This window comes from Ruegeria sp. O5, assembly GCF_056535105.1.
Map to the genome: position 1 here is coordinate 52,566 of NZ_JBQERN010000005.1, position 25,105 is coordinate 77,670.

The following is a 25,105-nucleotide window of genomic DNA, read 5'->3' on the forward strand; positions in this document are numbered from 1 at the left end:
CGAATCTGGTGATTTCCCAAACGTAAGCGGTTTTTCTTCTTTCGGGTAGCATAAATATTTTACTGACTGAAATAAATATGCTACTCAGAATTGTGAGAGCCACGAATCATGAAGCGATGGCTCGATAAACCGGGAGGAAATCATGAAACGAATTCTCAGCGCTTCTGCTGTGGCCGTCCTGATGGGGACGGTTGCGTTTGCAGAAACCACGGTCGGTGTCAGCTGGTCGAACTTCCAGGAAGAGCGCTGGAAAACCGACGAAGCGGCAATCAAAGCCGCGCTTGAGGCAGGCGGTGCCGAGTATATTTCGGCAGATGCGCAATCGTCGTCGGCCAAGCAGTTGTCGGATATTGAAAGCCTGATCGCCCAGGGTGTTGATGCACTGATCATTCTGGCCCAGGATTCTCAGGCCATTGGACCGGCTGTTCAGGCAGCGGCCGACGAAGGTATCCCAGTCATCGCGTATGACCGTCTGATCGAAGATGATCGGGCCTTCTACCTGACTTTTGACAATGTCGAAGTCGGTCGTATGCAGGCGCGTGCGGTGTTCGACGCCATGCCCAAAGGCAACTATGTGATGATCAAGGGCTCGCCCACCGACCCGAACGCGGATTTCCTGCGCGGTGGTCAACAGGAGATCATTCAGGGCGCTGTTGACAGTGGTGACATTGTTATCGTTGGCGAAGCCTATACCGACGGCTGGCTGCCTGCGAACGCGCAGCGCAACATGGAACAGATTCTGACCGCCAACGAAAACAAAGTTGATGCAGTGGTCGCGTCAAATGACGGAACCGCAGGCGGTGTAGTTGCTGCACTGACCGCACAAGGTATGGACGGCATTCCGGTGTCGGGTCAGGATGGCGACCATGCGGCTCTGAACCGGGTGGCCAAAGGCACGCAAACCGTTTCGGTCTGGAAAGACGCACGTGAGCTGGGCAAGGCCGCAGGTGAGATCGCAGTCGCGCTGAGCGGTGGAACGGCTGCGGCGGACGTCGAAGGCGCGGTCAGTTGGACTTCGCCCGGTGGGACTGAGATGACGTCAGTCTTCCTGGCGCCTGTGCCGATCACAAAAGACAACCTTTCCGTTGTGGTCGATGCTGGCTGGATTCCGCTGGAAGACCTGTGCCAGGGCGTCGAAAACGGCCCTGCACCCTGCAACTAAGTCAAGTCTCCAAACCATAACGTCTCTGGCCCGCAAGGCCGGGCCAGAGACCATAGCTGAACATGAAAGATCGGATATGACCGAAACTTCGTCTCAGCCGGTACCCCAAAAAGCAAAGGCCAACCTGTTCCAGCAACTGGAACTGGACATGCGGCTATTGGGCATGATCGGCGCCTTTATCATCCTGTGCATCGGCTTCAACATCGTAACGGATGGCCGTTTTCTGACGCCCAGAAACCTGTTCAACCTGTCGATCCAGACCGTCTCGGTCGCGATAATGGCCTGCGGCATGGTGTTCATTATCGTGATGCGCCACATTGATCTTTCGGTCGGCGCGCTGCTGGCGACCACATCCGCCGTCATGGCGATGACCCAAACCGAGCTTCTGCCGAACGTGCTGGGGTTAGGTTTAAATCACCCGGCGACTTGGGCAATCACCCTTGTTGTCGGCCTCGCAGTCGGAACCTTGATCGGCGCATTCCACGGTTGGATGGTAGGCTATCTGACGATACCGGCCTTTATCGTGACGCTTGGCGGTTTTCTGGTCTGGCGCAACGTCGCCTGGTACATGACCGATGGCCAGACAATCGGCCCGCTGGACAGCACGTTCCTGATATTTGGCGGAACCAACGGGACGTTGGGAACAACGGTCAGCCTTCTGTTCGGCCTTGCCGCCACCGCTATTGCGGTCTGGGCGTTGTGGAGCGGACGCCGCTCCAAGGCTGCCCATGGGTTCCCTGTGAAACCGGTTTGGGCCGAAACAACTTTGGCGGGGATCATTGGCATCGCCATTATGGGCTATGTCTTGATTGTCAACAGTTACTCGATCCCCACACGCAGGCTGGAACGTATGTTCGAAGCGCGGGGCGAGACCATGCCTGAGGGGCTTGTTGTGGGTTATGGTATCCCGATCTCGGTTCTGATCCTGATCCTTGTTGCAGTAACCTTGACTGTTGTCGCCCGCAAAACCCGATTTGGCCGCTATATCTTTGCTACGGGGGGCAACCCGGATGCGGCGGAACTGTCGGGCATCAATACCCGTATGATGACCGTCAAGATCTTTGCGCTGATGGGGTTCCTGTGTGCGCTGTCGGCGGTCGTGGCCTCGGCCCGTCTGGCCAACCACTCGAACGATATCGGCACATTGGATGAGCTTCGCGTGATTGCTGCGGCCGTGATCGGCGGCACCGCCTTGTCCGGCGGTATTGGTACGATCTACGGCGCGATCCTAGGCGCGCTGATCATGCAGGCGCTGCAATCGGGCATGGCCATGGTTGGCGTGGACGCACCCTTTCAGAACATCGTCGTGGGCACCGTTCTGGTTTTGGCCGTCTATATCGACATCGTCTATCGCAAACGTCTGGGAGCGAAATGATGCAAGCACAAGAAACACAGAACCAAACTTCGGGCCGTGGGTCCGGCCAGCCTCCGCTTGTCGAAATGCGCGATATCTCAATTTCGTTCGGCGGCATCAAGGCGGTGGACCGTGTCTCGGTCGACTTGTATCCGGGCGAGGTTGTGGGCCTTCTGGGCCACAACGGGGCCGGTAAATCTACGCTGATCAAGGTGCTTTCCGGCGCCTATCAGATGGACCACGGAGAGATTCTGATCGACGGCAAGAAGGTTGAGATCAACAACCCCCGCGATGCGCGTGCCAACAATATCGAGACGATCTACCAGACGCTGGCCTTGGCGGACAATCTGGATGCAAGTTCGAACCTTTTCCTGGGGCGGGAGATGGTCACGCCCTTCGGGTTGGTCAACGATGCCGCGATGGAGGCCGAATGCCGCAAGATCATGGCACAGTTGAACCCGAACTTTCAGAAGTTCAATGACCCGGTCTCGGCGCTATCCGGCGGTCAGCGGCAGTCGGTGGCCATCGCGCGTGCGGTGTACTTCAACGCGCGTATCCTGATCATGGACGAGCCCACAGCCGCGCTTGGCCCACACGAAACACAGATGGTGGCGGACCTGATCCAACAGCTCAAGGCGCAGGGGATCGGGATATTCCTGATCGACCACGACGTGCATGCAGTGATGGAGTTGTGCGACCGGGCTTCGGTCATGAAAAACGGGCAACTGGTTGGCACTGTCGACATCGCCGATGTCACGGACGACGATCTGCTGTCGATGATCATTCTGGGCAAAAAGCCTGGCGAAAAGACGGAATGAGGTAAACGAGATGACGAGCGGTTTCTTTCAGGGGATCGAGCAGGTCCAATTCGAGGGCGAGAACAGTAAGAACCCACTCGCATTCCGTCACTACAACCCGGACGAGATCGTGATGGGTAAGCGCATGGAGGATCACCTGCGTTTTGCCGTGGCGTGGTGGCACTCGTTCGCCTGGGAAGGCGGGGATCCGTTTGGTGGCTCGACTTTTGAACGTCCATGGCATCCGCAAGATGACATGGGCCGCGCCAAAATGAAGGCCGATGTTGCCTTTGAGATGTTCGAGATCATTGGCCAGCCCTATTTCTGCTGGCATGACGCGGATGTCCGTCCCGAACAGGGCAGTTTTGCAGAAAACCTGCGAACGCTGAATGAGATCACTGACTATATCGGTGAAAAGATGCAGGTGTCTGGCACCAAGCTGTTGTGGGGCACAGCCAATATGTTCAGCCACCGTCGCTGGATGGGGGGTGCCAGCACCAACCCCGACCCTGATGTCTTTGCATTTGCCGCCGCCACGGTGAAATCCTGTTTGGACGCGACCCACAAGCTTGGCGGCGAGAATTATGTGCTTTGGGGCGGGCGCGAGGGCTACGAGACGCTGCTCAATACCGACATGAAGGCCGAACTGGATCATATGGGCCGGTTCCTGAACATGGTGGTCGAGTACAAGCACAAGATCGGCTTCAACGGCACGATCCTTGTAGAACCCAAACCGCAGGAGCCGTCCAAGCATCAATATGATTTCGATGCAGCAACCTGCATCGGTTTCCTGCGCAAGTACGGCCTTGAGGATGAGGTAAAGCTGAACCTGGAACAAGGGCACGCAATCCTGGCAGGACACAGCTTTGAACATGAGATCGCTGTTGCCTCGGCCGAAGGTATGCTTGGGTCCATCGACATGAACCGAAACGATTACCAGTCCGGGTGGGATACGGATCAGTTCCCCAACAACACGCCTGAAGTCGCGCTGGCTTATTACCACATCCTGAAAGCGGGCGGGTTTACCACGGGTGGTACCAATTTCGACGCCAAGCTTCGCAGGCAATCCATCGATGCCGAAGACCTGATCGCGGCGCATGTGGGCGGGATGGATATCTGCGCCCGGGGCCTGAAAGCGGCAGCTGCGATGCTTGAAGATGGTGGTCTGGAACAGGCGCTGGCCGACCGGTATGCAGGCTGGAAAACGCCTAAAGCTCAGGCGATGCTAACCTCTGGCCTCGACGAGATTGCAGCGCGGGTGCTTGCCGAAGACCTCAATCCTCAGCCACGCTCGGGGCGTCAGGAAGTGCTTGAGAACTACGTGAACCGCTTTGTGTAATTTCGGTCGGCTGAGCCTGAACTAAAATATTCGGTGTACAAAGCCCCGGAAACGCGTGAGTTTACTTAGGCGTTGTCCGGGGTTTTCCCTTGTCGAACGCAGTGGCATCATGGGCCCGTCCGGGTCGCGCAGGTGGGACGACCAAAGACTTGGTGGAAAAATCGGCAGGTAAGGCAATCTTTCTAAGTGGCAACCTGATGCTACATGTGACGCGCATGTCGCTGACCACGAGCATTGGATTGATGGCGATATTTGCTGTCGATTTTGTCGATATGGTCTTTATCTCGATGCTGGGCAACGACGCGCTGGCCGCAGCGGTAGGTTATGCCGGGACGCTGCTGTTTTTCACCAACGCAATCAATATCGGTCTGTCGATTTCTGCCGGGGCGCTGGTCGCGCGTGAGTTGGGCGGCGGGCGGGCTGAACAGGCAAGGCAATACGCATCCAGTGTCGCCGTTCTGGGGCTGATCGTCGGGTTGGTAACCTCTGTTCTGGTGTTGCTGAACGTCAGCTTTCTGCTGTCGCTGCTTGGCGCAGAAGGCGAGGTTTTGCGGCTGGCGACGCGCTATGTGTCGATCATTCTGCCGACCATGTGGGTGATGTCGATTGCGATGGCAGCGATGGCTGTGCTGCGCGCCCACGGCGATGCGCGCCGATCAATGATGGCAACGATTTACGGCGGCATTGTGAATGCAGTTCTTGACCCGATTTTGATCTTTGCCGTCGGGCTGGGGTTGGATGGCGCCGCGATAGCCTCGGTTCTGGCGCGGCTATGCATGTTGGGAGCAGCATTGTGGCCCGCGCTGCGGGTGCATCAGGGATTTGCACGCCCATCGCTGAAACAGGTGGCACAGGATTTTCGGCCCGTGCGGGCCATCGCAATCCCTGCCGTTCTGACGAATGTCGCCACGCCGATCGGGAATGCCATCGTAGTGCGGGAAATTGCACAGTTTGGAACGGATGCGGTTGCGGGCATGGCGGTGATTGGGCGGCTGTTGCCGGTGGCGTTTTCGGTCATCTTTGCGCTGTCCGGCGCGATAGGGCCAATCATCGGGCAGAATTTCGGGGCAGAAAAATTTGATCGCGTGCGTGCCGCGTTTTTGGCCGGGATCAAGTTCACCGCAATCTACGTTCTTTGCATGTCGGCCATTTTGTTTTTACTGCGTTCGCCAATTGCGAATTTGTTCGCAGCCCAGGGGGAAACGCGCGTACTGATTTATCTGTTCTGCGGCCCGCTGGCATTGGCTTCGTTCTTCAACGGTGTGATTTTTGTGACAAATGCCAGTTTCAACAATCTGGGCCATCCGGTCTATTCCACATGGATAAACTGGGGTCGTCACACTATTGGCACATGGGTGTTTGCCATGATTGGCTCACAAATCGCCGGGGCCTCGGGCGTTCTGCTGGGTCAGGCTTTTGGGGGCGTCATCTTTGCTGTCATAGGATGGGTTCTTGTCGCGCGCGTAGTGGCACGGCTGGAACGGGTGCAAACGCCCGAGCCTTTTGCCGATCAGGGGCGGCTTCACTCGCTGTTCGGGCGTCGCGGCTGGTAAGCGATCAGGTCAGTTCCCCTGATTGCGCGCTTCCAGCCGTTCCAGGTTGACCACTGTCGACAGCATCAGGCGGTCATGGCTCCAATCCCGTGTCTGCTGGATTGAGGCCGACCCCAGAGCCAAAAGCGCACCAAAGATCAGCGTCATTCCAAGGAACACTGCCGGTAGGGCAGGTACCGATGGCTGAACATCGGTCAGCGCGATTACACGTTGCCGCAACACGCGTTTTGCCTTGCCGCCTGTCACAAAGGCAACATTCAGAACGCGTGGGCTGTTGGTTGAGATTGTCCGGGCGCAATAGTCCAGCAGGCACGCCGTGTATTCCCGCGCATCAATCCGTTTGCGCGCAACAACCGACTGGTCGCAGGCCAACTCGCGCAGCCGGCCGAACTGATACTTGAGCATCAGATAGGCGGGGTTCCAGAACAACAGCGGCCGCAGCAGCTCAAACCCCAGTTCCCATTCGACGTCACCTGTACGGATATGCTGAAACTCGTGGGCAAGTGCAAAACGCAACTCGCGCGGGGTGTCCAGCAGATGGCTGGGCAGAACGACGTGGCGGCGGCGAAGTCCTCGCACGGCAAAGGGCACAGTGATGCGATCGGACAGTCGAATATCCACCTTGGCGGACCGCCGCCAAAGAAAACTGGAATTGACAGTCTGACGGATCGTCATTGCGTCCCGCAAGGCACGCGCAGCGTACACGGCTGCGATACAGGCAAGTATGGCGGCAACGAGGGTGATCACAGGCTGCTGTCCGGACAATGCCAGATCAACCCACCTTTCGCGGGTGTTCAGCAGTGCTTCGAACTGCGTGGCAGGCATTGCGATGTCACCGCGCAGATAGGCTGCAACGGCGATATCACCAAGGGCCACGACACTGCCCGGCCAAGCGTATGTCGCCAGCGACGACACGCAAACCGCGAGAAACGGACTGGCAAGAACACAGATGCACAAGGTCTTGAGCGCCCGCAACTGTGCGACATAGCCATTGCGCAGGGCGGTGCGGCTTAGGGCTGTGCGGGTCACCAGCCAGATCACCGCCGAAAAGGCCAGCACGATGTTGAGTTCGATGAATGCGTCGAGAACCGGTCTAACCGCTGTCATTTTGCAGTCTCCTCTCTACCAGTGCTCGAATTTCCTCCAGGTCGGCTTCGCTCAGCCCCGCGTCGTCGACCAGCCGCGCCACCAGTGTGGCGGGGGTGTCGTCGAAAAGCGTGCGCGACAGATTTTGAAGCGAACGGGCCTGATATCTGTCCTTTTCCAGAAGCGGCGTATAGATCAGGGTCTTTCCCGACTTGTGGCTTTCCACAAAACCCTTCTCGTCCAGAATGCGCAGGATCGTGGCCCCGGATGTATAGGCCAGGTTGCGTTCTGACGGCAGGCGGTCCAGGACATCACGCACCGAGCCTTGCCCGAGGGCCCAGAGCTCGTTCATGAACTCCAGTTCGACCTCGGTCAGCAGATTTGTTGTCTTTTTCTTTCGCATTGGTCTCGGTGTCGTCATGGTTAGTATGCCTGACAGACAAGCATCCTTTCGCGATTTCTCAAAGTCTAAACTTTCCAGAAAACAAAAACGCCCCAGCCAATGGACAGGAACAGCGGTGTCCAGACGGGTTGCCCGACCAGCCCAAGCCACGCCAGGAAAATATATGCGGACCCCAGAAGGGTGATGAACAGGCGATCCCCCAGTGTGGTTGTCAGCCCCAGAACCCCGCGCCGTTCAATTCCGTCGCGGAATTTGAAGCCTTCCAGCAAGCCAATGCATGCTATGGCCGAGAAGATACCGACAAACACGGCCAGCGTGGCAGGTGTCCATGCCATCCAGAAATCGGGCCACAAGGGGTCCGTCCACGAGAACCCTTTTTCGGCCTCCTGTCCGACATTGCCCCATCCGGCCTTGGCCTGGGCAAAGGCTGTTGAGGGCAGGAAGGGGAGGGTGAGAAGCAGTTTTCGCATGTCGAACCTCACACACGTCCCATCGCGAAGCCACGCGCGATGTAGTTGCGAACAAACCAGATGACAATGGCACCGGGGATGATGGTCAGGGTGCCCGCGGCGGCCAGCAGACCCAATTCGTACCCGGCACTGGATGCTGTACGGGTCATCACGGCAGCGATGGGTTTGGCCTCGACCGCGGTCAGGGTCTTGGCCAGCAGCATTTCCACCCAAGAGAACATGAAGCAGAAGAATGCCGCGACACCGACACCTGCCTTGATGTTGGGCAGGAAGATTGTCACGAAGAAGCGCGGGAACGAATATCCATCCACATAGGCGGTTTCATCCAGCTCTTTTGGGATACCACGCATGAAACCTTCCAGAATCCACACCGCCAGCGGCACGTTGAACAGCGTATGGGCCAAAGCCACGGCCAGATAGGTGTCGAAAAGGTGGATCGACGAATAGAGCTGGAAGAACGGCAGGGCGAACACCGCCGCTGGGGCCATGCGGTTGGTCAACAGCCAGAAGAACAGTTGCTTGTCACCGAGGAACCGATAGCGCGAGAAGGCGTAAGCCGCAGGCAGGGCAACGCAGACGGAAAGTACTGTGTTCAGAGTCACATAGGTGATCGAGTTGATGTAACCCCAATACCAGGTTGGGTCTGTGAAGATTGTAATATAGTTTTCCAGCGTAAAAGTCTGGGGAAACAGGGAAAAGCCCGACAGAATCTCGTTCGTTGTCTTGAAGGACATCGCCACCAGCCAATAGATCGGCAGCATCAGGAACGCGATATAGAGGATCGGGATGATGGACCGCTTTTTCATTCTGCGTCGTCCTTTGTCATCAGAGTGTAGAAGAGCCACGACACCAGCAGCGTGATGGCGAAGTAGATCAGGCTCATCGCTGCCGCCGGGCCAAGGTCGAACTGCCCCAGTGCGATCTTCACAAGGTCAATCGACAGCAGGGTGGTCGAGTTGCCGGGACCGCCGCCGGTCAGAACAAAAGGCTCGGTATAGATATTGAAGCTGTCCATAAACCGCAGCAGAACAGCGATGGTCAGAACCGTCTTCATCTTGGGCAACTGGATATAGCGGAACACCGACCACGGGCTGGCGCCGTCGATCTTGGCAGCCTGATAATAGGCGTCGGGGATCGACACGAGGCCGGCATAGCACAGCAGCACGACCAGCGACGTCCAGTGCCACACATCCATGACGATGACGGTGATCCAGGCCGAAAGCGGCTGTTGCGTCATGTCATAGTTGATGCCCAGCACGTCATTCAGGAAATATCCCAGCAATCCGATTTTGGGCAGAGTGAAGATGTTCCACATCGAACCCACAACGTTCCATGGGATCAGCATCGGCAAAGCCATCAGCACCAGACAGACCGGCACCCAAAAGCCCTTGCGCGGCATAGACAGGGCAACGATGATGCCCAGCGGAACCTCGATCAGCAGGATTAGGAAGGTGAATAGGAATTGCCGACCAAGTGCTGCCTGAAACCGGTCGGATCGCAGGATCTGTTCGAACCAGCCCAAACCTTCCCAGAAGAACTGGTTGTTGCCGAAGGTTTCCTGCACCGAGTAGTTGACCACCGTCATCATGGGCACCAGCGCGTTGAACGCCACCAGCGCAAGAACGGGCAGGACAAAGAACCATGCTTTTTGGTTTTCCGTTCTCATTGCGCCCGCTCCTGAGTTGCGATCCAGCCGTCGCGGTAGACGCGGGATTGTTCGGGTTTGAATTGCAAGAAGACCTGTGATCCCGGTTCCGGTACACTGTGTTCGGTCACAACCTTGAGGGCGGTGTTGCCGACCACGGCGCTGACCACATAGTGGCGGCCGATATCGGCGACCTTGGTCACATGTGCCGGAATGCCGGAGTCGCCGAAACCTACATATTCCGGGCGGATACCCAGATCGGTACGGCCGCCGTCACCATGTGTGGGACCTTCCAGCATGACCTCGTGCCCTTCAAAAACGGCGCGGTCGCCTTTGGCTTCACATGGAAGGACATTCATACCCGGCGAGCCGATGAAATGGCCGACAAATGTGTGCTGTGGCCGTTCGAAAAGTTCGACCGGCGTTCCGATCTGAACCACTTCACCGTCCTGCATTACCACCACTTCGTCGGCGAAGGTCAGCGCCTCGGTCTGGTCGTGTGTCACGTAGATCATGGTTGCCTGCACGCGCTGATGCAGCTCTTTCAGCTTGGACCGCAGTTTCCATTTCAGGTGCGGGTCGATCACGGTCAGCGGTTCATCAAACATCACCGCATTCACGTCGTCGCGAACAAGGCCGCGACCCATCGAGATCTTCTGTTTGTTGTCCGGGCTCAGACCTGACGCGCGGGTGTTCAGCATGTCCGTGACGTCCAACATCTCGGCGATTTCCAGAACGCGACGCTTGATGGTTTCGGCGTCGACACCCCGGTTCTTCAACGGGAAGGCCAGGTTTTCGCCCACGGTCATCGTGTCGTAGATCACCGGGAACTGAAATACCTGCGCGATGTTGCGTTGGTCCGGGGGCAGGGCGGTGACGTCCTTATCATCGAACAGTATCCGACCTTCTGAGGGGGTAAGAAGACCGGATATGATGTTCAGCAGCGTGGACTTGCCACAACCTGATGGCCCCAAAAGCGCATAGGCCCCGCCATCGCGCCATGTCACGTCGATTTCCTTCAGCGCATAATCCTCGGGGCCTTTTGGTGACGGCATATAGCTGTGTCGAAGGTTTGAAAGCTTGATCTGTGCCATGTCAGGCCACCCTTTTGCCGTCTTGGCTGAAGTACCGGCAATGCGCTGGGTTCATGTAGAAACTGTGATCTTCACCGACCTGATAGGGATGCACACCAGCGGCGAGTGAAACCCAGGCTTCATCACCATGCTGGAAATGCGCGCTGGAATCAGAACCTGACAGTTCGGTCACGATCACACGTCCGGTCAGTTCGACATCGGCGTCAGACGTACGAAATGGCGTCACGCGATGAGGGCGCACGGCGACCATATATTCCCCGTCGGACATGTCCGAGACTGCCCAGCCGACATTACCTGCCAACTGCGCACGGGCGCTGGCAACGGTGATACGGGCCACATTGATAGGCGGGTCCGAGAATACACGCGCCGCGGCGATGTTTTCCGGATTGCGATAGATGTCGGTGGTTGGGCCGAACTGGGTCACGCGGCCGTCTTCCATCAGCGCGGTGTAGCCTCCCAGCAGCAATGCCTCTTCAGGCTCCGAGGTGGCGTAGACAACGACGGCCCCGCGACCAGCGAACAGATCGGGCAGTTGTTCGCGCAACTCTTCGCGCAGTTTATAATCAAGGTTCGCCAGCGGCTCATCCAGGAAGACGGCGCGGCTTTCTTTTGCGATGGCACGCGCCAGCGCGGTTCGTTGTTGTTGCCCGCCCGACAGCTCGTGTGGGCGGCGGTGCAGCATGGGGCGCAGTTGCAGCAGATCGGCGGCCTCTTCCACGCGGCCATCGATCTCCGATTTAGCCATGCCAGCCACGCGCAGGGGCGAGGCGATATTGTCGAATACAGTCATATGCGGGTAGTTCACGAAGAACTGGTGCACCAGACTGATCTGCCGCTTTTGCGTGTTCAACCGTGTCACGTCCTGCCCGTCCATCAGGACCTTGCCTGAGGCGATCGGGTCCAACCCGGCCATCATTTTGATCAGTGACGTTTTTCCGGAACCTGTCGCGCCCAATAGCACGTTGAAATGGCCGGTTTGCAGCGTCAGGTTGGTTGGCTTGATATGGATGACGTTGCCGACCCGTTTGGTCGCGTCTTGAAGTTCAATCATCTGGGAAACTCGCGGGGCATTCAGGGGTAGGCCGGGCTTAAGCCCGGCCTACGATGTTGCTTTTACTGGGACTGCCAGCGCTTAACCAGTTCGTCATAGTTGACGGTCTGGCCCTGCGGCTTTTCGTTCTCCAGCTTGGCCTTGGGCGAGCCCGCTTTTTCCAGCCAGAAAGATGGGTCCTGCGGTTCATTCAAACGCGGGCCACAGCCACCGTAGACACCGGCGCTTTCATCCGCGGCCTGCATACGGGCCATGGTGATGTCCATCTCTTCGGCCAGACGGTCCATCGCCTCTTGCGGTGTGAAGGCGCCCGAGTTCACGTCACCGATCTGCTGCCACCAGATCTGTGCCAGCTTTGGATAGTCCGGTACGTTGATGCCGGTTGGCGACCATGCCACGCGGTCAGGCGAGCGATAGAATTCGACCAGACCACCCAGCTTGGATGCGCGTTCGGTGAACGACTCGTGGTTGACCGAGCTGTCGCGGATGAAGGTCAGACCCACATGGGACTTCTTCACATCAACAGTCTTGGATGTCACGAACTGGGCATAAAGCCAGGCTGCCTGCGCACGATCCGAGGGGGTCGATTTCAGGAACGTCCAGGAACCCACGTCCTGATAGCCAACCTTCTGACCTTCTTCCCAGTAGGGGCCGTGCGGGCTGGGCGCCATCCGCCACAGCGGCGTGCCTTCGTCATCCACGGTGTTGTTGCCTTCGGATTTCGGCTTCACCATGTCGGCGGTAAATGCGGTGTACCAGAAAATCTGCTGGGCCACGTTGCCCTGGCTCAGTGCCGGCAGCGACTGATAGAAGTCATAAGACGCCGCACCCGGAGGCGCGTAGGCCCGCAGCCATTCGTCCCATTTGCGGATCGCATAGACCGCAGCCGGACCGTTTGCAGCACCACCGCGCGACACCGAGGCGCCGACCGGGTTACAGGTGCCCGCTTCCATGCGGATGCCCCATTCGTCAACCGGAATACCGTTCGGCTCGCCCTTGTCACCAGCACCGGCCATCGAAAGCCAGGCGTCGGTCATGCGCCAGCCAAGGTCGGGCGCGCGCTTGCCGTAATCCATGTGGCCGTAGATCGCAACGCCGTCGACTTCTTTCACGTCATTGGTGAAGAACTCGGCGATGTCTTCATAGGCCGACCAGTTGACCGGAACGCCCAGATCATAGCCGTATTTCTCTTTGAACGCGGCCTTGTTGGCCTCGTCATCGAACCAGTCCTTGCGGAACCAGTAAAGGTTCGCAAACTGCTGGTCGGGCAGCTGATACAGCTTGCCGTCCGGCCCGGTGGTGAACTGAATGCCCATGAAGTCATCCAGATCGATTGTCGGCGAGGTTGTCGCCGCCCAGTCGCCGCCCATCATGTCGGTCAGCGGATAGGCCAGTTGCAGACGCGAGTGGGTACCAATCAGGTCACTGTCGTTGACATAGCCGTCATACAGGTTCCGACCTGTCTGCATCTGGGTCTGAACAGCCTGGACCACTTCGCCTTCGCCAAGGATCTGGTGATTGACCTTGATGCCGGTGATTTCTTCAAACGCCTTGGTCAGAACCTCCGACTCGTAGGAATGCGTCGGAATACCTTCGGACAGGACGTTGATTTCCATGCCAGCGTAGGGCTGTGCAGCTTGGATAAACCATTGCATCTCGGCCATCTGTTCGTCTTTCGACAAGGTCGATGGCTGGAATTCGTCGTCGATCCAACGTTGTGCTGCGGCTTCGTCGGCCCAAGCGGACCCGTGCCCCGCAATGACGGCAGCCGCCGCCACTGCGGAAAGTAGATGTCTCCGCATCTGTCTCCTCCCAAAAATTATGGTTCTCCGGCGGGAACCGGATGCAGAACAGCATCAGCGATTTTTTGCGTATGTGTCAAACTAAATTTTTAGTAATTGACGTTCAGGCACTCCGGAGCCGCATGAATTGAATTTGTTTCCACCGCTGTAAATGATTGTAACTATATAATTATGTTATCGAAATTTCAAAATTTCTCCGCGAGGGAAATAGGGAACTCCACTGAGACCCATTGCAAGCAAGAGATGACAGAGGGTGCGTTGAATTGCATTCGCGTTGCGAGAGGCATGGACACTGATCCGGCACTCGTGAGAAGTCAGGCAAACCAGCTTCCCGGATCACTACTGCTGAAACTCAGTGCTCACATGGCACCAATCCGTTCCGACAAAAGGCCAGTTGTGGCAATGCGGATGTAGCACTGCCTTGCCGTTCACGGTATTCCGTGTCCATATAAAGGAAAATTCCGGAGCCGGTTCGTGAAGAAGAATACCCTCAACACCCATCGTGAGCTGGAATTGCTTGATGCCCTCAGACGTTTGGGTGGAACGGCCCGGAATTCGGATTTGGCGAATATGCTCGGCGTATCCGAAGAGACGGTGCGCCGAACGATCAAAGCCTTGTCAAAGGCGGGTACAGTCGAACGCGTTCATGGCGGAGCTTACCTTGCCGGAGTGCAGGGCGCCCCCAACTTCTTTCACCGGATATCACAAGACGCTGATGAAAAGCGTTTGATCGCCGGGCATACCGCGAAACTGGTTCGCGATCAGATGACCGTTTTCCTGGATGTGGGATCGACAACCGCCTTCGTCGCAGAAGAGCTGCGACAGGTCAGCAACCTCACGGTTGTCAGCAACTCCATCGGTGTCGTTCAGACCTTGGCCGGGGTCAACGGAAACCGGGTGCACCTTTTGGGGGGTGAGTTGCAGATCGATGAAAGGGGGACGTTTGGTCACGTCACCCACAAGCAGCTGCAACGCTATGCTTTTGACATCGTGATCCTGAGCACGGACGCGATTTCCGACAGCAAAGGGTTTCTCTACCACAGCGCGGTCGAAGCGGATCTTGCATCGGTGGTGGTCAGGTGTGCGGACCAGGTTGTCATGGCTGCAGCACATTCCAAGTTTGGTGAAAGGGCACCTTATGTGGGGCCGGATCCTCGGCTGGTGCATTCGCTGGTCACGGATGCTGTGCCAAAGGGTGGGGTGGCCAGATTCCTTGACCGTTGGGGCATCGAAATTCAGATCGCTGATGACAGCTAGGTTGCTGTTTCCAGACGCGGCCCGGATGATCTTGCTGCTTTGGGATGGAAGAAGCTAAGGAAGAGTGGCAGCCCGTAGGGGAATCGAACCCCTCTTTCCAGGTTGAAAACCTGGCGTCCTAACCGATAGACGAACGGGCCACTTGGTATCAGGTCACAAGCGCAAATGGCAGCCCGTAGGGGAATCGAACCCCTCTTTCCAGGTTGAAAACCTGGCGTCCTAACCGATAGACGAACGGGCCACGCTGGCTTGTGGAGGGCCTTTTACGGTTTCGCCGTGACCCCCGCAAGCGTAAAAACGCAGGGACGGGAAAGTTTTTTAACGCACCAAAGCCGCGTGTTAACGGGCTTCCGCCGCGTCCTCCAGCCTGAGCTGCACAGATTGGCGACCGCCCCAGGTGTTGACCTCTAGCCGACCCGCAAAATGAAAGCGTGCACCGCCGTGATTTGACAGTTTTTCGCCCATCGGCCCGTCAAAAGCACCAAAGGCAATCGCATCCAGCCCGCCGCCCATTCCATCGGTCAGCGACAGTTTCAGATGCGATTCACCGACCCGCTTGGCAAAGCGAACCTGCAGGTCAGGCAACGCATAGCGCGGGGCCGGGGCACCGGCGCCAAACGGTCCGGCCTGTTCGATCTGCTCGATCAGTTCCACGGTTGCCGCGCCGGGCATCAACGCGCCATCCAATTTCAGATCCGCATGTCCACCCTGGCTCGCCCCTTGTCTGGCCAGCAGCTCGCTCAGGCGCTCCATTGCGGGTTCCAGCTGATCGCGCATGACGGTCAAACCCGCGGCCATCTTGTGGCCGCCTCCTTTGACCAGCAACCCTTCGGCCGCCAGACGCTGGATCGAAGCCCCAAGATCGACGCCGGAAACCGAGCGGCCCGAACCCTTGCCTTCATCCCCGTCAAAGCCGATCACAATTGCGGGTCGATTGGCTGTCTCCTTCAGCCGAGAGGCCACGATACCAACGACACCGGGGTGCCAGCCTTCTCCTGCCGCCCAGACCAAAGGGGCGTCCAAGCCACGCGCCTCGGCTTGCTTCAGCGCGGCGGCACGCACCGCGTTTTCAATGTCGCGGCGCTCAGTGTTCAAGGCATCCAGACGTTCGGACAACGCCTGCGCCTCTTGCTGGGAATCGGTGCTCAGCAGGCGTGCGCCCAAATCGGCCTGACCGATCCGCCCACCGGCATTCACGCGGGGCCCAAGCAGAAACCCCAGGTGATAACTGTTCGGCGCGGTATCCATGCGCGAGATATCAGAGAGCGCGACAAGACCGGGGCGCTGCCGCTGTGCCATCACCTTCAACCCCTGCCGCACCAGCGCGCGGTTGGCTTCGATCAGCGGTGCCACATCGGCAACGGTCGCCAGGGCCACCAGATCCAGAAGGGCCATCAGGTCCGGCCCCCTTGCGCCTGCGTCGCGCAACTGACGACCAGCTTCGACCAGCATCAGAAACACCACGCCCGCCGCGCAAAGATAACCAAGATCACCGCTTTCATCTTGTCGGTTTGGGTTCACCACTGCGATACAATCGGGCAGCGTCTCGCCCCCCAGGTGGTGGTCCAGAACGATCACATCCGCCCCCGTCGCCGCCGCAATCGGATCATGGCTGAGCGTGCCGCAATCAACGCAGATGATCAGATCATGCGTAGCCGCAAGCTCCTGCATCGCGGGAACGTTGGGGCCATACCCTTCGTCGATCCGGTCCGGCACATAAAGCGTCGCCTGCACGCCCATCTGCCGCAGCCAGACCAGCAGCAACGCGGCAGAGCTGCCGCCATCGACATCGTAATCCGCAAACACCGCAATTTTCTGGCGATTGCGGACGGCTTCCAGAAAGCGCGTGGCAGCAACTTCCATATCCTTGATGGCCCGCGGATCAGGCAGCAATTCCTTCAGCTTTGGGTCAAGAAAGCCGGGCGCCTCCGATACGGGCACGCCGCGCCGGGCCAGAACCTGGCAAACGGCACGGGGCAGGTCGGTTTGTTGCGCCATCATCTCGGCCGCCCGCTCAATCTCCGGGCTGGGTCCAACCCAAAGCCGTCCCGTCAGTGATTGCTCGACTCCAAGAAAACTCATTGCTCGCCTCTCATGCGCCAAGGCCGGACCCTTGCGGACCCGGCCTCTTCACCTTTTCAGAAATACTCTCGCCGAAGGCAACGGCGCAAGCCGTTATGTGTTGTCATGCGGCCATGTCGGCGTGCGGTAGGACATGCGGCGCACCGACCCGGTCTTGGACCGCATCAGCAGCGTCGTGGTTTCCACCCAGCCGGGCTCGCGCTTGATCCGTGGCAGCAAAGAGCCACCGGTCACGCCGGTGGCGGCAAAGATCACATCCGCCGTCACCATCTCATCGCGTGCATAAACACGGTCCAGATCGGTGATGCCTGCCTTTGCGGCCCGGCCACGTTCGTCATCGTTACGGAACAACAGGCGACCAAAAATCTGCCCACCCATACATTTCAGCGCAGCGGCGGCCAGCACACCCTCGGGCGCGCCACCCTGGCCCATATACATGTCGATGCCGGTTACTTCGCTTTCAGCGCAATGCATGACTCCCGCCACGTCACCATCAGTGATCAGACGGATCGCGGCGCCGGTTTCGCGCACTTCGGCAATCATCGCTTCGTGGCGCGGGCGTTCCAGAATGCAGACGGTGATGTCAGCGGCTTTACATCCCTTGGCCTTGGCCAGCGCTTCGACACGCTCGCGTGGCGACATGTCCAGGTTGACGACACCTTCAGGCAGCCCCGGGCCAACCGCCAGTTTGTCCATATACACATCCGGCGCGTGCAGCATCGAGCCGCGCGGGCCCATGGCGATGACGGTCAGTGCGTTCGGCATGTCCTTGGCAGTCAGCGTGGTGCCTTCCAGCGGATCCAGTGCAATATCCACACCGGGGCCATTGCCGGTGCCAACCTCTTCGCCGATATACAGCATCGGCGCCTCATCGCGCTCGCCTTCACCGATGACAACGACACCTGCGATATCCAGCAGGTTCAGCTGTTCGCGCATTGCGTTCACAGCGGCCTGATCCGCGGCTTTCTCATCGCCCCGGCCTACCAGCGAAGCCGAGGCCAGTGCAGCCTGTTCCGCCACCCTGGCCAGCCCCAGAGACAGCAGGCGGTCATTGAAATCGGTCTTGGCAGCACTCATGTTTCTGTATCCTCTGGTCAGTATAGCCGTGTCTTCCGGCATAGCTTGCGTTTCATGCAGGCCGCAAGGTCAAACCGCTTCAATCCGCAATGCAACTGGGTCGCCTGCAACCACATCGGTTTCGCGGAAACCCTCCAACGCGACGTCCAGCGCCGTTCGGGTGGTCTTATGGGTGACGATCAGCACAGGCGCTGTGCTTTCGGCATGTGCATATTGGCGCATCCGGTCGATTGACACCCCGGCATTGCCCAGAATAGCCGCAACCTTGGCCAATGCACCAGGTTTATCCAGCAGGCCCAGCCGCAGATAATACGGCGCAGGTCGACCGGTGACGGCGGGAACTGCGGTTTCAAGCGTGGTGGCTGGGCGGCCAAAGGTCGGGATCTGCAATCCACGCGCCAGATCGCAGACATCACCCATCACAGCGCTGGCTGTCGGACCTTCGCCTGCGCCGGGGCCGCGCAGAACAACCTGCTCAACCGCGTCGCCTTCGATCACGACCATATTGGTGCCGCCTTCCAGCTGGCCCAGTGGCGAGTCGCTGGGTACCAGGCAAGGCTGCATGCGTTGCTCCAGCCCGCGCGCGGTGCGCTGCGCCACGCCAAGCAATTTAATGCGAAAGCCCATATCTTCGGCCTGATCAATGTCGTCCAGGCTGATCTGCTGAATACCCTCAATCTCGATCCCGTCGAAATTCGGCTTGGTCCCAAACGCAATCGAGGATAGCAGAGCCAGCTTGTGCGCAGCGTCGATACCTCCGACATCCAGATTGGGGTCGGCCTCAAGGTATCCCAATTCGGCGCATTCATCGAAAAGGGCATTGTAGCCCTGACGCTGCGATTGCATCCGGGTCAGGATGTAGTTGCACGTTCCGTTCATGACACCCATCACGCGGGTGATCTCGTTCCCCGCCAGACCTTCGGTCAGGGATTTGATTACCGGGATACCACCAGCGACAGCGGCCTCAAACCGGATCACACGACCGGCGGCCTCGGCCTTTTCAGCCAGTTCCTGCCCGTGGATGGCCAGCAACGCCTTGTTGGCGGTGACCACATCCTTGCCACTGGCCAACGCTGCTTCGACCGAGGCTTTGGCAGGACCGTTCTCGCCACCCATCAATTCGACGTAAACGTCTATGTCGTCGCGTTTTGCCAGTGCAACCGGATCGGTTTCCCAGGCATAATCCGACAGATTCACGCCACGGTCCTTGTTCGGGTCGCGCGCGGATACAGCCACGATTTCAATCGAACGGCCTGTGCGGGCCTGCAACAATTCTGCATGGCGGCGGACGATCTTGACGACACCCACGCCGACCGTTCCCAAGCCCGCAATTCCCAGCCGCAGTGCCTGTGTCATGTCGTGGGTCCTCTTCCGCTCGAATTCTTCTGGTGTCGGATGCTTGTCCAATCAGCGCTGCCTTAGCGGGTTCAGGCCAAGGGTGCAATCCGTCACCGGGGGATAGTGGGGGTGATTTATGACGCGTCAGTTGGTTTGCGCGTTTTGTAGCGCCTGCGCCTTTTGGGCCAAGGCATTGCTGCGTTGGGTCAGATCGTCTTCGACTGCTGCTGCCTGATGGATCGGGTCCACCGGTGGCCCTAAGGTTTCCTGCAACGGAATAAGGCGCGGGTAGGGGGCGGATCTGACTGCAGCCGGTTCGCTGCCTTCCAACTCGGGAATGTCCGCACAGGCGGCGCAAAATAGAATAAGGGGCAAAACAGGCAGCAGTTTCATGTCGCAGGCTTTTCGGTCTTTGTTGCCCCATCGTGATGCACGTTTTGACGACATCGTTCAAGCGGGGTTCTATATGAACATCTGTTCATATACTGTAGACCCATGGCACGCACTCAAGGCTCACATTCCGACATAACCGGCCCGCGAATCCGCAAGGCCGCGCTGCACCTGTTTGCCCGCTATGGGTATGCCGCTGTCTCGATGCGGCAGATCGCAAAAGAGGTCGGCGTACAGGCAGGCGCGCTTTATAACTATACGCCCGACAAACAGAGCCTTTTGCACCGGTTGATGCGCGAACACATGCAGGACCTGCTTGAGGCGCTTGATGCAATGGGCCGTTGCGACGATGCCGAAGACGCTTTGCGCCAGTTTATCGGCTTTCACATCCGCTTCCATTTGCAACGCCCCGACGAAGTTTTCATCGCCTATATGGAGTTGCGCAATCTTTCGCCCGAAAACTTTGCTGAAATCGAAGACTTGCGGCGCCAATACGAAAACGTGCTGGAAAGCATCCTTGACTCAGGGCAGCAGGCCGGACAATTCGCAATTTCGGACACGAAGATTGCAACGCTGGCCGTGATTGCCATGCTGAACGGCGTGATGACCTGGTACCGTTCGGGTGGTCGCCTGTCACTGGACGAGGTCGAAGAGATCTATTGGAACATGGTGCACAAGGCCGTGACGGCCTGACAGGGTCAAACCGTCACGCTGTTAGTGCGCGGGGCGAATGAACGTGCCATTGCGCAGCTCGCGAAAGGCCTGTTCCAGTTCGGCCCGCGTGTTCATCACGATGGGGCCATGCCACGCGACGGGTTCATTGATCGGAGCCCCAGAGATCAGCAGGAACCGCACACCTTGGGGGCCAGCCTGAACGGTGATTTCATCGCCCGTGCCAAAACGGACAAGCGTGCGATCCCCTGACATGTCGCGGATATTGACCTCTTGCCCGGCGATTTCCTTTTCCAACAGCACACCTGTCGGCTGCGAGGCATCGGCAAAGGCGGCCTGACCCTGAAACACATAGGCGAAAGCACGGCGGTACGTATCGATCCGGAGGGTTTTCTTCACACCTGCCGGGACAGAGATATCCAGATACTGCGGGTCAGCAGCTATCCCGTCTACGGGTCCGGTCTTACCCCAGAACTCACCTACGATCACCCGCACTGTGGTGCCATCGTCATCGGTGATTTCGGGGATGTCCTTGCTTTGAACGTCCTGATAGCGCGGGGCGGTCATCTTCTGATCCGAGGGCAGGTTGCCCCACAACTGGAAGCCGTGCATCTGGCCCGAGATGTTGCCGCTTGGCATTTCCTGATGCAGAATACCGGATCCTGCGGTCATCCATTGCACATCACCGGCGCCAAGCGTGCCGGTGTTACCCAGCGAATCCGAATGCTCGACTGTGCCGGTCAGAACGTAAGTGATCGTTTCAATTCCCCGGTGCGGGTGCCACGGAAACCCGGCCTGGTAATCCTGCGGGCGTTCATTTCTGAAATCATCGAACAGCAGAAAAGGATCCAGTTCGGACGGATCCTGAAACCCGAATGCACGGTGAAGTTTGACACCAGCCCCTTCCATTGTGGGGATGGCTTTGCGTGTTTCCAACGTCGGTCTAAGGGACATGTTCACCTCCGTTTCATCCGGGCAGCATGTAATCTCTGCGCCACGGCAGTCAATTTGCATGAAATAACCGGACCTGTGCGAAATTGTTTTGCGGCCAAGCCTCTGTTGTTTCCGGCGCAAAATGGCTAGATCGAAGCGGATCAGACAGGAGACTTCCATGCAGGACGACGTGTTGGCAACGATTCAGGCCTCATCCCCCAGACGATGGACCGGGGTAGGGATGCTGACAACGGTTGGAATGCTGGTTACCTATGTCGCGCTGGCATCGCCACCCGAACCGGTTTGGCAGGTGTTTCTGTTTGTCGTTGGCGGTGCATCGCTTTGGCTGGCGCTTCGTGTCTGGCGCGCCACAGAAGACTGGATCGAACTGACGCGGACCGAGTTGCGAACGGGGTCGGGTCAGATCATCGCAGAAGTGGCCGATATTGAAACGGTAGATCGGGGTGTGTTCGCGTTCAAACCGTCAAACGGCTTTCTGGTCCGTACGCGAAACAAAGCAGCGAACCGCTGGGCTCCGGGATTGTGGTGGCGGGTTGGTCACCGGGTTGGCGTGGGCGGCATGACATCTGCCGCCGAAGCCAAGTTCATGTCCGAAATTCTATCCGCTATTTGTGCAGACGAACGGGGTCTGGGTTAAGTTACAAGCAACTTCGTTTGTAAAGCGGGGACGGGTAAAGATGAAGTTCTCAAAGGTGATACCTGTCGCAAAATCCCAGCCCGGTCGGAACGTGGGGATGTATTCATTGGACGTTTCAACCAGAATAACGGTGTCCTGATTGGGCATTGGCGGCAGGCGGTCTTCGATTTCATCGATCCTGTTGTCATCCCACTCCTGATCAAAGCCGCGTACGGTCGACCAGCGCACATAGTGGCGTTTATCGTCCTCATCGTAAACGATAAGAGAAACCCGCATTTTCACGTCTGACCGGTTATTGATCATCTTGCCCGCTAAATCGTGCAGCGAGTCGATATACACATCGGTCACGGCCTGCGTTTCACGCGAAATCAGGTCGCTGATCGTATAAGCTGCCTTCAGATTGGATGCGCTTTGACGAAACCCCTCGAATGCTGTGAACGTGAACGTGATCGTCCATAACATCAGCGGAAAAATCATGAGGGCTTCTACGGTCAGAATGCCACTTTCGTCTTTCTTGAAGACTTTGAAGCGCTTCTTCAGGTTTCGGAATACAGACATGATCTTACAGTGGCTCCTGTACGAATGCCGTCGTTGCGGTCACCGCGTAGTGACCGGTAGCGTCCGGGACAAGCTTGGCAATGGCTGAGGTCTCAAGAACCGGATCTATGCGCAAACAGGCCCGCAAGATCATCAACTCGTTGGATTGGCCGCTTTTGAAATCCAGAACCGGTTTGGGATCTTCGGAACTGTCCGTGCAGGGGATGCTGTCTGAAAGCACGATACCAGCGAACGCGTCCTGCTTGACCATTTGCAGTCGCAAATTCCCTGTACAATCCTTGATTCCGGACACTTCGCAAATCCGATCCCTGATCACGTCGTGATTCCAGTCCGTACCCGTACCCAGCCGAATATCCCTTACGATCAGGTCCACCCCACGCTCCAAAGCAGCATGCCGCATTGTGATGATGGACAGTTCGGCTCCTGCCACGAGAAGCGCCAGGAAGAAGGGTACGAGCATGATGAACTCGATTGTCGCATTGCCTGCCTCGGATTGTCGAAACAGGCGGAGCATCGACAGCTTTCTGCTGATCATTGGGTTAGCCTCAGCTTGCGGATCGACGATGCGATGGATTCAAAGGCTTTCTCAAGGTTCAGGCCACTTACGTCATAGACGTGGCTGTCAGAGCTGGCACAGTCTTTGAGGGTCCTGTACCCGCTTCTGGGCGCCTCGAACGCGATACCGTAAACGATGATGCCCTGATCCTTGGCCGCATCACAAATGTGCTTGGTGCGCTGGTTCTTGGCCGACGTTTCAACTTTCGCGTAGGCCTTGGAATACCATTCCGCCCAACCGCTGGACTGCCAGTAATAGTTGTACCGTGCGTTCCATGCCAAAGATACTCGGTTAAACAGTTCAGGATATGACAACCGAACAGCTGTTCCAGGTTCTTCGTTCAGCTGCGTCTCAGGTTCCGGGTTTCCGTAGGGATGATCCGCCCAAACGTCTTGCTGAGGCCAGAAAAAATTCGGACGACCCTGAGAATGGTACACGGTGTATTCATCAGCTTCCGGGTTGTACCAGACGTCTGACATACCTTCACGCAGTGATGGGTTAAGCATGTATTGATCGGTGTTCTGACCATCGGTCATAACAATGGCGATCTTGAGAACGTCGGTGCCATAATCCGAGGGACGGACCGAGAATTTTGATGGCACAATTGTTGTACCTGCATAGGATGGATCCTGTTCCAGCGACAGGTCGCGAACAATTCCGCGCATGCTCGGGTCCAGCAGGGCAGTACCCCACTTCATCCCAATATCGATCGATGTGTTCCCACCGGGGGTGAGGGACGCAATCTGAGCAAGCAGTTTGTTCATATTGTCGGTGACAGGGGTGATTGCGCTTCCTGCGCGGACCGGACAAACGGGCAGGTCGATTGACCCTTCAGAATAGGTGAAAGGATCGAAATGGGCGGTGCGCTCCAACGTGTCATCGCGTTCCAGATCAGAATCGCTGTACTGTTCCGGAATGAAGTTTACGCAGTGCGAATAGCTGTGCTCCTGCGTGACATTTGTGAACTTGTCCAGGATTGGCGCACCCGCGTTGACCTGCGTTGCATAAGGAACAATCGAGATTGAAATCTGTGTTTCGTCAGGTTTGTCCAGCATGAGCCTTACAAATTCCGACGCAGCCTCTCTCAACACTGCGATTTTTGTTTTCGATGGTGTGGCAGACGAGCGCGACATAGAGCCGGAAATGTCGAGAACCAACGAGATTTCTACAGCGCCAATGGATTCTTCAGCCGCACTGCTGGCAACGAGACCCAGTTCAGTGACTTTGCCGAACCTCAGATAGCGGGTCGGAACGACCGCTTCGGCTGTAGCACTTACTTTTTTGGAGCCGAACCCTTCAACAACCGTCGTAATGGCGTTCAGATTGCCCAGCCCGGCCTTGTCCATGTAAGAATCGACAACCGCCTTGGCAGGAAGATCCTGGTCAAGGTCAGCGGCAGCAAGCACAGCGCGGTCCAGGGTGGATTGCAGGCTGGCGCGGTCACGCTCATACTTCATGACATCCATGGCCATGCCGGTAATTGCCAGCATCAGGACCACCATGAACAATACGAAAATAGTGAAGACGCCATCTTCGTTCCGAGCGAACTGCTCTAACTTGAACGTTTTGCGCTTCGGTTTCGAGCCGTCGTTACAAAGCAAGGAATTTAGCATTCTGGTTACTCCGCCTCACACGTCGAATTCGTGCGTCAAAGAAAAAGAGATTTGGGACAAAGTTAATTTTCAAACGTGGCGTGAATTGGGCGAAAAAGGCTTGGTTTTGGCCTTTTTACGCGCCGAAGGGGTATAATTTGGACCGTTTCAGGTGATCTGTCGATGAAATGAAAACAATTCGTTAAGGAGTTGGCCGATCTGAGCGACTCACCCTA

The 25,105-nt window shown here is 57.5% G+C and carries 24 protein-coding genes and 2 tRNA genes; 8 read left to right on the plus strand and 18 right to left on the minus strand.

The annotated features are described in order from the left end of the window. The first annotated feature begins 142 nt into the window (after window positions 1-142). The 5 genes from xylF to ACR0M3_RS09295 all read left to right on the plus strand — a co-directional run bounded on the left by xylF (window position 143) and on the right by ACR0M3_RS09295 (window position 6,205). Window positions 143-1,162, plus strand: coding sequence for a D-xylose ABC transporter substrate-binding protein (gene xylF, locus ACR0M3_RS09275; RefSeq protein WP_267364640.1), 1,020 nt, complete (start codon window positions 143-145; stop codon window positions 1,160-1,162). Window positions 1,163-1,238: 76 nt separating this feature from the next. Further along, entirely contained in the window at window positions 1,239-2,537 is a 1,299-nt protein-coding gene (locus ACR0M3_RS09280; RefSeq protein ID WP_267364641.1) for a sugar ABC transporter permease, read from the plus strand. Further along, on the plus strand, window positions 2,537-3,334 hold the full coding sequence (locus ACR0M3_RS09285; protein ID WP_267364642.1) for an ATP-binding cassette domain-containing protein: 798 nt from the start codon (window positions 2,537-2,539) through the stop codon (window positions 3,332-3,334). Before ACR0M3_RS09280 ends, ACR0M3_RS09285 begins: the two co-directional genes overlap by 1 nt. A gap of 10 nt (window positions 3,335-3,344) precedes the next feature. After that, window positions 3,345-4,652, plus strand: coding sequence for a xylose isomerase (gene xylA / locus ACR0M3_RS09290; RefSeq protein WP_480870350.1), 1,308 nt, complete (start codon window positions 3,345-3,347; stop codon window positions 4,650-4,652). 215 nt (window positions 4,653-4,867) lie between these two features. Beyond that, window positions 4,868-6,205 carry an MATE family efflux transporter gene (locus ACR0M3_RS09295; protein ID WP_480910419.1) on the plus strand — a complete coding sequence of 446 codons (1,338 nt, stop codon included), beginning with the start codon at window positions 4,868-4,870 and terminating at the stop codon, window positions 6,203-6,205. A gap of 9 nt (window positions 6,206-6,214) precedes the next feature. Here the strand turns inward: ACR0M3_RS09295 and ACR0M3_RS09300 are convergent, their stop codons facing one another. The 8 genes from ACR0M3_RS09300 to ACR0M3_RS09335 all read right to left on the minus strand — a co-directional run bounded on the left by ACR0M3_RS09300 (window position 6,215) and on the right by ACR0M3_RS09335 (window position 13,756). Next, a complete protein-coding gene (locus ACR0M3_RS09300) occupies window positions 6,215-7,312 on the minus strand; it encodes a M56 family metallopeptidase (protein WP_480486090.1) in 1,098 nt (365 codons plus the stop codon). Continuing rightward, the gene (locus ACR0M3_RS09305; protein ID WP_209504337.1) at window positions 7,299-7,694 is read right to left on the minus strand and encodes a BlaI/MecI/CopY family transcriptional regulator; all 396 of its coding nucleotides are present in this window, start codon (window positions 7,692-7,694) and stop codon (window positions 7,299-7,301) included. The genes ACR0M3_RS09300 and ACR0M3_RS09305 overlap by 14 nt, the downstream gene beginning before the upstream one ends. Before the next feature lie 65 nt (window positions 7,695-7,759). Next, window positions 7,760-8,164 carry a DUF2160 domain-containing protein gene (locus ACR0M3_RS09310; protein ID WP_267364646.1) on the minus strand — a complete coding sequence of 135 codons (405 nt, stop codon included), beginning with the start codon at window positions 8,162-8,164 and terminating at the stop codon, window positions 7,760-7,762. A gap of 8 nt (window positions 8,165-8,172) precedes the next feature. After that, window positions 8,173-8,970 carry a carbohydrate ABC transporter permease gene (locus ACR0M3_RS09315; RefSeq protein ID WP_155139158.1) on the minus strand — a complete coding sequence of 266 codons (798 nt, stop codon included), beginning with the start codon at window positions 8,968-8,970 and terminating at the stop codon, window positions 8,173-8,175. Beyond that, entirely contained in the window at window positions 8,967-9,830 is an 864-nt protein-coding gene (locus tag ACR0M3_RS09320; protein ID WP_209595792.1) for a carbohydrate ABC transporter permease, read from the minus strand. Before ACR0M3_RS09320 ends, ACR0M3_RS09315 begins: the two co-directional genes overlap by 4 nt. Continuing rightward, window positions 9,827-10,903 (minus strand): ABC transporter ATP-binding protein, encoded by a 1,077-nt coding sequence (locus tag ACR0M3_RS09325; protein WP_480870342.1) that lies wholly within the window; start codon window positions 10,901-10,903, stop codon window positions 9,827-9,829. The genes ACR0M3_RS09320 and ACR0M3_RS09325 overlap by 4 nt, the downstream gene beginning before the upstream one ends. 1 nt (window position 10,904) lies before the next feature. Then, on the minus strand, window positions 10,905-11,954 hold the full coding sequence (locus ACR0M3_RS09330; RefSeq protein WP_267364649.1) for an ABC transporter ATP-binding protein: 1,050 nt from the start codon (window positions 11,952-11,954) through the stop codon (window positions 10,905-10,907). Window positions 11,955-12,016: 62 nt separating this feature from the next. Further along, a complete protein-coding gene (locus tag ACR0M3_RS09335; RefSeq protein ID WP_480481601.1) occupies window positions 12,017-13,756 on the minus strand; it encodes an ABC transporter substrate-binding protein in 1,740 nt (579 codons plus the stop codon). Between the two features lie 474 nt (window positions 13,757-14,230). Between ACR0M3_RS09335 and ACR0M3_RS09340 the strand changes: the two genes are divergently transcribed. Next, complete coding sequence (locus tag ACR0M3_RS09340; protein WP_480476380.1) at window positions 14,231-15,013, plus strand: DeoR/GlpR family DNA-binding transcription regulator; 783 nt, start codon at window positions 14,231-14,233, stop codon at window positions 15,011-15,013. A 65-nt stretch (window positions 15,014-15,078) separates the two neighbouring features. On the opposite strand, the gene ACR0M3_RS09345 is transcribed toward ACR0M3_RS09340, so the two are convergent. The 6 genes from ACR0M3_RS09345 to ACR0M3_RS09370 all read right to left on the minus strand — a co-directional run bounded on the left by ACR0M3_RS09345 (window position 15,079) and on the right by ACR0M3_RS09370 (window position 19,903). Then, window positions 15,079-15,153: transfer RNA gene (locus tag ACR0M3_RS09345), tRNA-Glu, on the minus strand. Window positions 15,154-15,179: 26 nt separating this feature from the next. Further along, window positions 15,180-15,254, minus strand: a tRNA-Glu gene (locus ACR0M3_RS09350). A gap of 98 nt (window positions 15,255-15,352) precedes the next feature. Continuing rightward, window positions 15,353-17,095: a single-stranded-DNA-specific exonuclease RecJ gene (recJ, locus tag ACR0M3_RS09355; RefSeq protein ID WP_480910423.1), complete on the minus strand. Its 1,743-nt coding sequence runs from the start codon at window positions 17,093-17,095 to the stop codon at window positions 15,353-15,355. 93 nt (window positions 17,096-17,188) lie between these two features. After that, a complete protein-coding gene (gene glpX / locus ACR0M3_RS09360) occupies window positions 17,189-18,172 on the minus strand; it encodes a class II fructose-bisphosphatase (protein ID WP_267366140.1) in 984 nt (327 codons plus the stop codon). Window positions 18,173-18,241: 69 nt separating this feature from the next. Further along, complete coding sequence (locus tag ACR0M3_RS09365; RefSeq protein ID WP_267366139.1) at window positions 18,242-19,528, minus strand: homoserine dehydrogenase; 1,287 nt, start codon at window positions 19,526-19,528, stop codon at window positions 18,242-18,244. Between the two features lie 126 nt (window positions 19,529-19,654). Continuing rightward, a complete protein-coding gene (locus tag ACR0M3_RS09370) occupies window positions 19,655-19,903 on the minus strand; it encodes a hypothetical protein (protein WP_480481597.1) in 249 nt (82 codons plus the stop codon). A 102-nt stretch (window positions 19,904-20,005) separates the two neighbouring features. Between ACR0M3_RS09370 and ACR0M3_RS09375 the strand changes: the two genes are divergently transcribed. Beyond that, a complete protein-coding gene (locus tag ACR0M3_RS09375) occupies window positions 20,006-20,593 on the plus strand; it encodes a TetR/AcrR family transcriptional regulator (RefSeq protein WP_267366137.1) in 588 nt (195 codons plus the stop codon). A gap of 21 nt (window positions 20,594-20,614) precedes the next feature. Here the strand turns inward: ACR0M3_RS09375 and ACR0M3_RS09380 are convergent, their stop codons facing one another. Next, window positions 20,615-21,526: a pirin family protein gene (locus tag ACR0M3_RS09380; protein WP_267366136.1), complete on the minus strand. Its 912-nt coding sequence runs from the start codon at window positions 21,524-21,526 to the stop codon at window positions 20,615-20,617. A gap of 157 nt (window positions 21,527-21,683) precedes the next feature. On the opposite strand from ACR0M3_RS09380, the gene ACR0M3_RS09385 reads away from it, so the two are divergent. Then, a complete protein-coding gene (locus tag ACR0M3_RS09385) occupies window positions 21,684-22,163 on the plus strand; it encodes a hypothetical protein (RefSeq protein ID WP_480481593.1) in 480 nt (159 codons plus the stop codon). Here ACR0M3_RS09385 and ACR0M3_RS09390 read toward each other — a convergent pair. Genes ACR0M3_RS09390 through ACR0M3_RS09400 form a run of 3 tightly spaced genes read right to left on the minus strand, consistent with a single transcriptional unit; the run spans window position 22,125 to window position 24,890 of the window. Then, on the minus strand, window positions 22,125-22,721 hold the full coding sequence (locus ACR0M3_RS09390) for a TadE/TadG family type IV pilus assembly protein (protein ID WP_480481591.1): 597 nt from the start codon (window positions 22,719-22,721) through the stop codon (window positions 22,125-22,127). The two genes, ACR0M3_RS09385 and ACR0M3_RS09390, sit on opposite strands and share 39 nt — an antisense overlap. Window positions 22,722-22,725: 4 nt before the next feature. Then, a complete protein-coding gene (locus ACR0M3_RS09395; protein WP_480583474.1) occupies window positions 22,726-23,256 on the minus strand; it encodes a TadE/TadG family type IV pilus assembly protein in 531 nt (176 codons plus the stop codon). Then, on the minus strand, window positions 23,253-24,890 hold the full coding sequence (locus ACR0M3_RS09400) for a pilus assembly protein TadG-related protein (RefSeq protein WP_480481587.1): 1,638 nt from the start codon (window positions 24,888-24,890) through the stop codon (window positions 23,253-23,255). Before ACR0M3_RS09400 ends, ACR0M3_RS09395 begins: the two co-directional genes overlap by 4 nt. Window positions 24,891-25,105: the final 215 nt, after the last annotated feature.

Coding starts and splice junctions, on each gene's coding strand:
- ACR0M3_RS09330 (WP_267364649.1), bottom strand. CDS start 11,954: ATGATTGAACTTCAAGACGCGACCAAACGGGTCGGCAACGTCATCCAT.
- ACR0M3_RS09305 (WP_209504337.1), bottom strand. CDS start 7,694: ATGCGAAAGAAAAAGACAACAAATCTGCTGACCGAGGTCGAACTGGAG.
- ACR0M3_RS09335 (WP_480481601.1), bottom strand. CDS start 13,756: ATGCGGAGACATCTACTTTCCGCAGTGGCGGCGGCTGCCGTCATTGCG.
- ACR0M3_RS09325 (WP_480870342.1), bottom strand. CDS start 10,903: ATGGCACAGATCAAGCTTTCAAACCTTCGACACAGCTATATGCCGTCA.
- ACR0M3_RS09320 (WP_209595792.1), bottom strand. CDS start 9,830: ATGAGAACGGAAAACCAAAAAGCATGGTTCTTTGTCCTGCCCGTTCTT.
- ACR0M3_RS09280 (WP_267364641.1), top strand. CDS start 1,239: ATGACCGAAACTTCGTCTCAGCCGGTACCCCAAAAAGCAAAGGCCAAC.
- ACR0M3_RS09400 (WP_480481587.1), bottom strand. CDS start 24,890: ATGCTAAATTCCTTGCTTTGTAACGACGGCTCGAAACCGAAGCGCAAA.
- ACR0M3_RS09315 (WP_155139158.1), bottom strand. CDS start 8,970: ATGAAAAAGCGGTCCATCATCCCGATCCTCTATATCGCGTTCCTGATG.
- recJ (WP_480910423.1), bottom strand. CDS start 17,095: ATGAGTTTTCTTGGAGTCGAGCAATCACTGACGGGACGGCTTTGGGTT.
- ACR0M3_RS09365 (WP_267366139.1), bottom strand. CDS start 19,528: ATGACACAGGCACTGCGGCTGGGAATTGCGGGCTTGGGAACGGTCGGC.
- ACR0M3_RS09370 (WP_480481597.1), bottom strand. CDS start 19,903: ATGAAACTGCTGCCTGTTTTGCCCCTTATTCTATTTTGCGCCGCCTGT.
- ACR0M3_RS09310 (WP_267364646.1), bottom strand. CDS start 8,164: ATGCGAAAACTGCTTCTCACCCTCCCCTTCCTGCCCTCAACAGCCTTT.
- ACR0M3_RS09385 (WP_480481593.1), top strand. CDS start 21,684: ATGCAGGACGACGTGTTGGCAACGATTCAGGCCTCATCCCCCAGACGA.
- ACR0M3_RS09380 (WP_267366136.1), bottom strand. CDS start 21,526: ATGTCCCTTAGACCGACGTTGGAAACACGCAAAGCCATCCCCACAATG.
- ACR0M3_RS09390 (WP_480481591.1), bottom strand. CDS start 22,721: ATGTCTGTATTCCGAAACCTGAAGAAGCGCTTCAAAGTCTTCAAGAAA.
- xylA (WP_480870350.1), top strand. CDS start 3,345: ATGACGAGCGGTTTCTTTCAGGGGATCGAGCAGGTCCAATTCGAGGGC.
- ACR0M3_RS09300 (WP_480486090.1), bottom strand. CDS start 7,312: ATGACAGCGGTTAGACCGGTTCTCGACGCATTCATCGAACTCAACATC.
- ACR0M3_RS09395 (WP_480583474.1), bottom strand. CDS start 23,256: ATGATCAGCAGAAAGCTGTCGATGCTCCGCCTGTTTCGACAATCCGAG.
- ACR0M3_RS09375 (WP_267366137.1), top strand. CDS start 20,006: ATGGCACGCACTCAAGGCTCACATTCCGACATAACCGGCCCGCGAATC.
- xylF (WP_267364640.1), top strand. CDS start 143: ATGAAACGAATTCTCAGCGCTTCTGCTGTGGCCGTCCTGATGGGGACG.
- ACR0M3_RS09285 (WP_267364642.1), top strand. CDS start 2,537: ATGCAAGCACAAGAAACACAGAACCAAACTTCGGGCCGTGGGTCCGGC.
- glpX (WP_267366140.1), bottom strand. CDS start 18,172: ATGAGTGCTGCCAAGACCGATTTCAATGACCGCCTGCTGTCTCTGGGG.
- ACR0M3_RS09295 (WP_480910419.1), top strand. CDS start 4,868: ATGTCGCTGACCACGAGCATTGGATTGATGGCGATATTTGCTGTCGAT.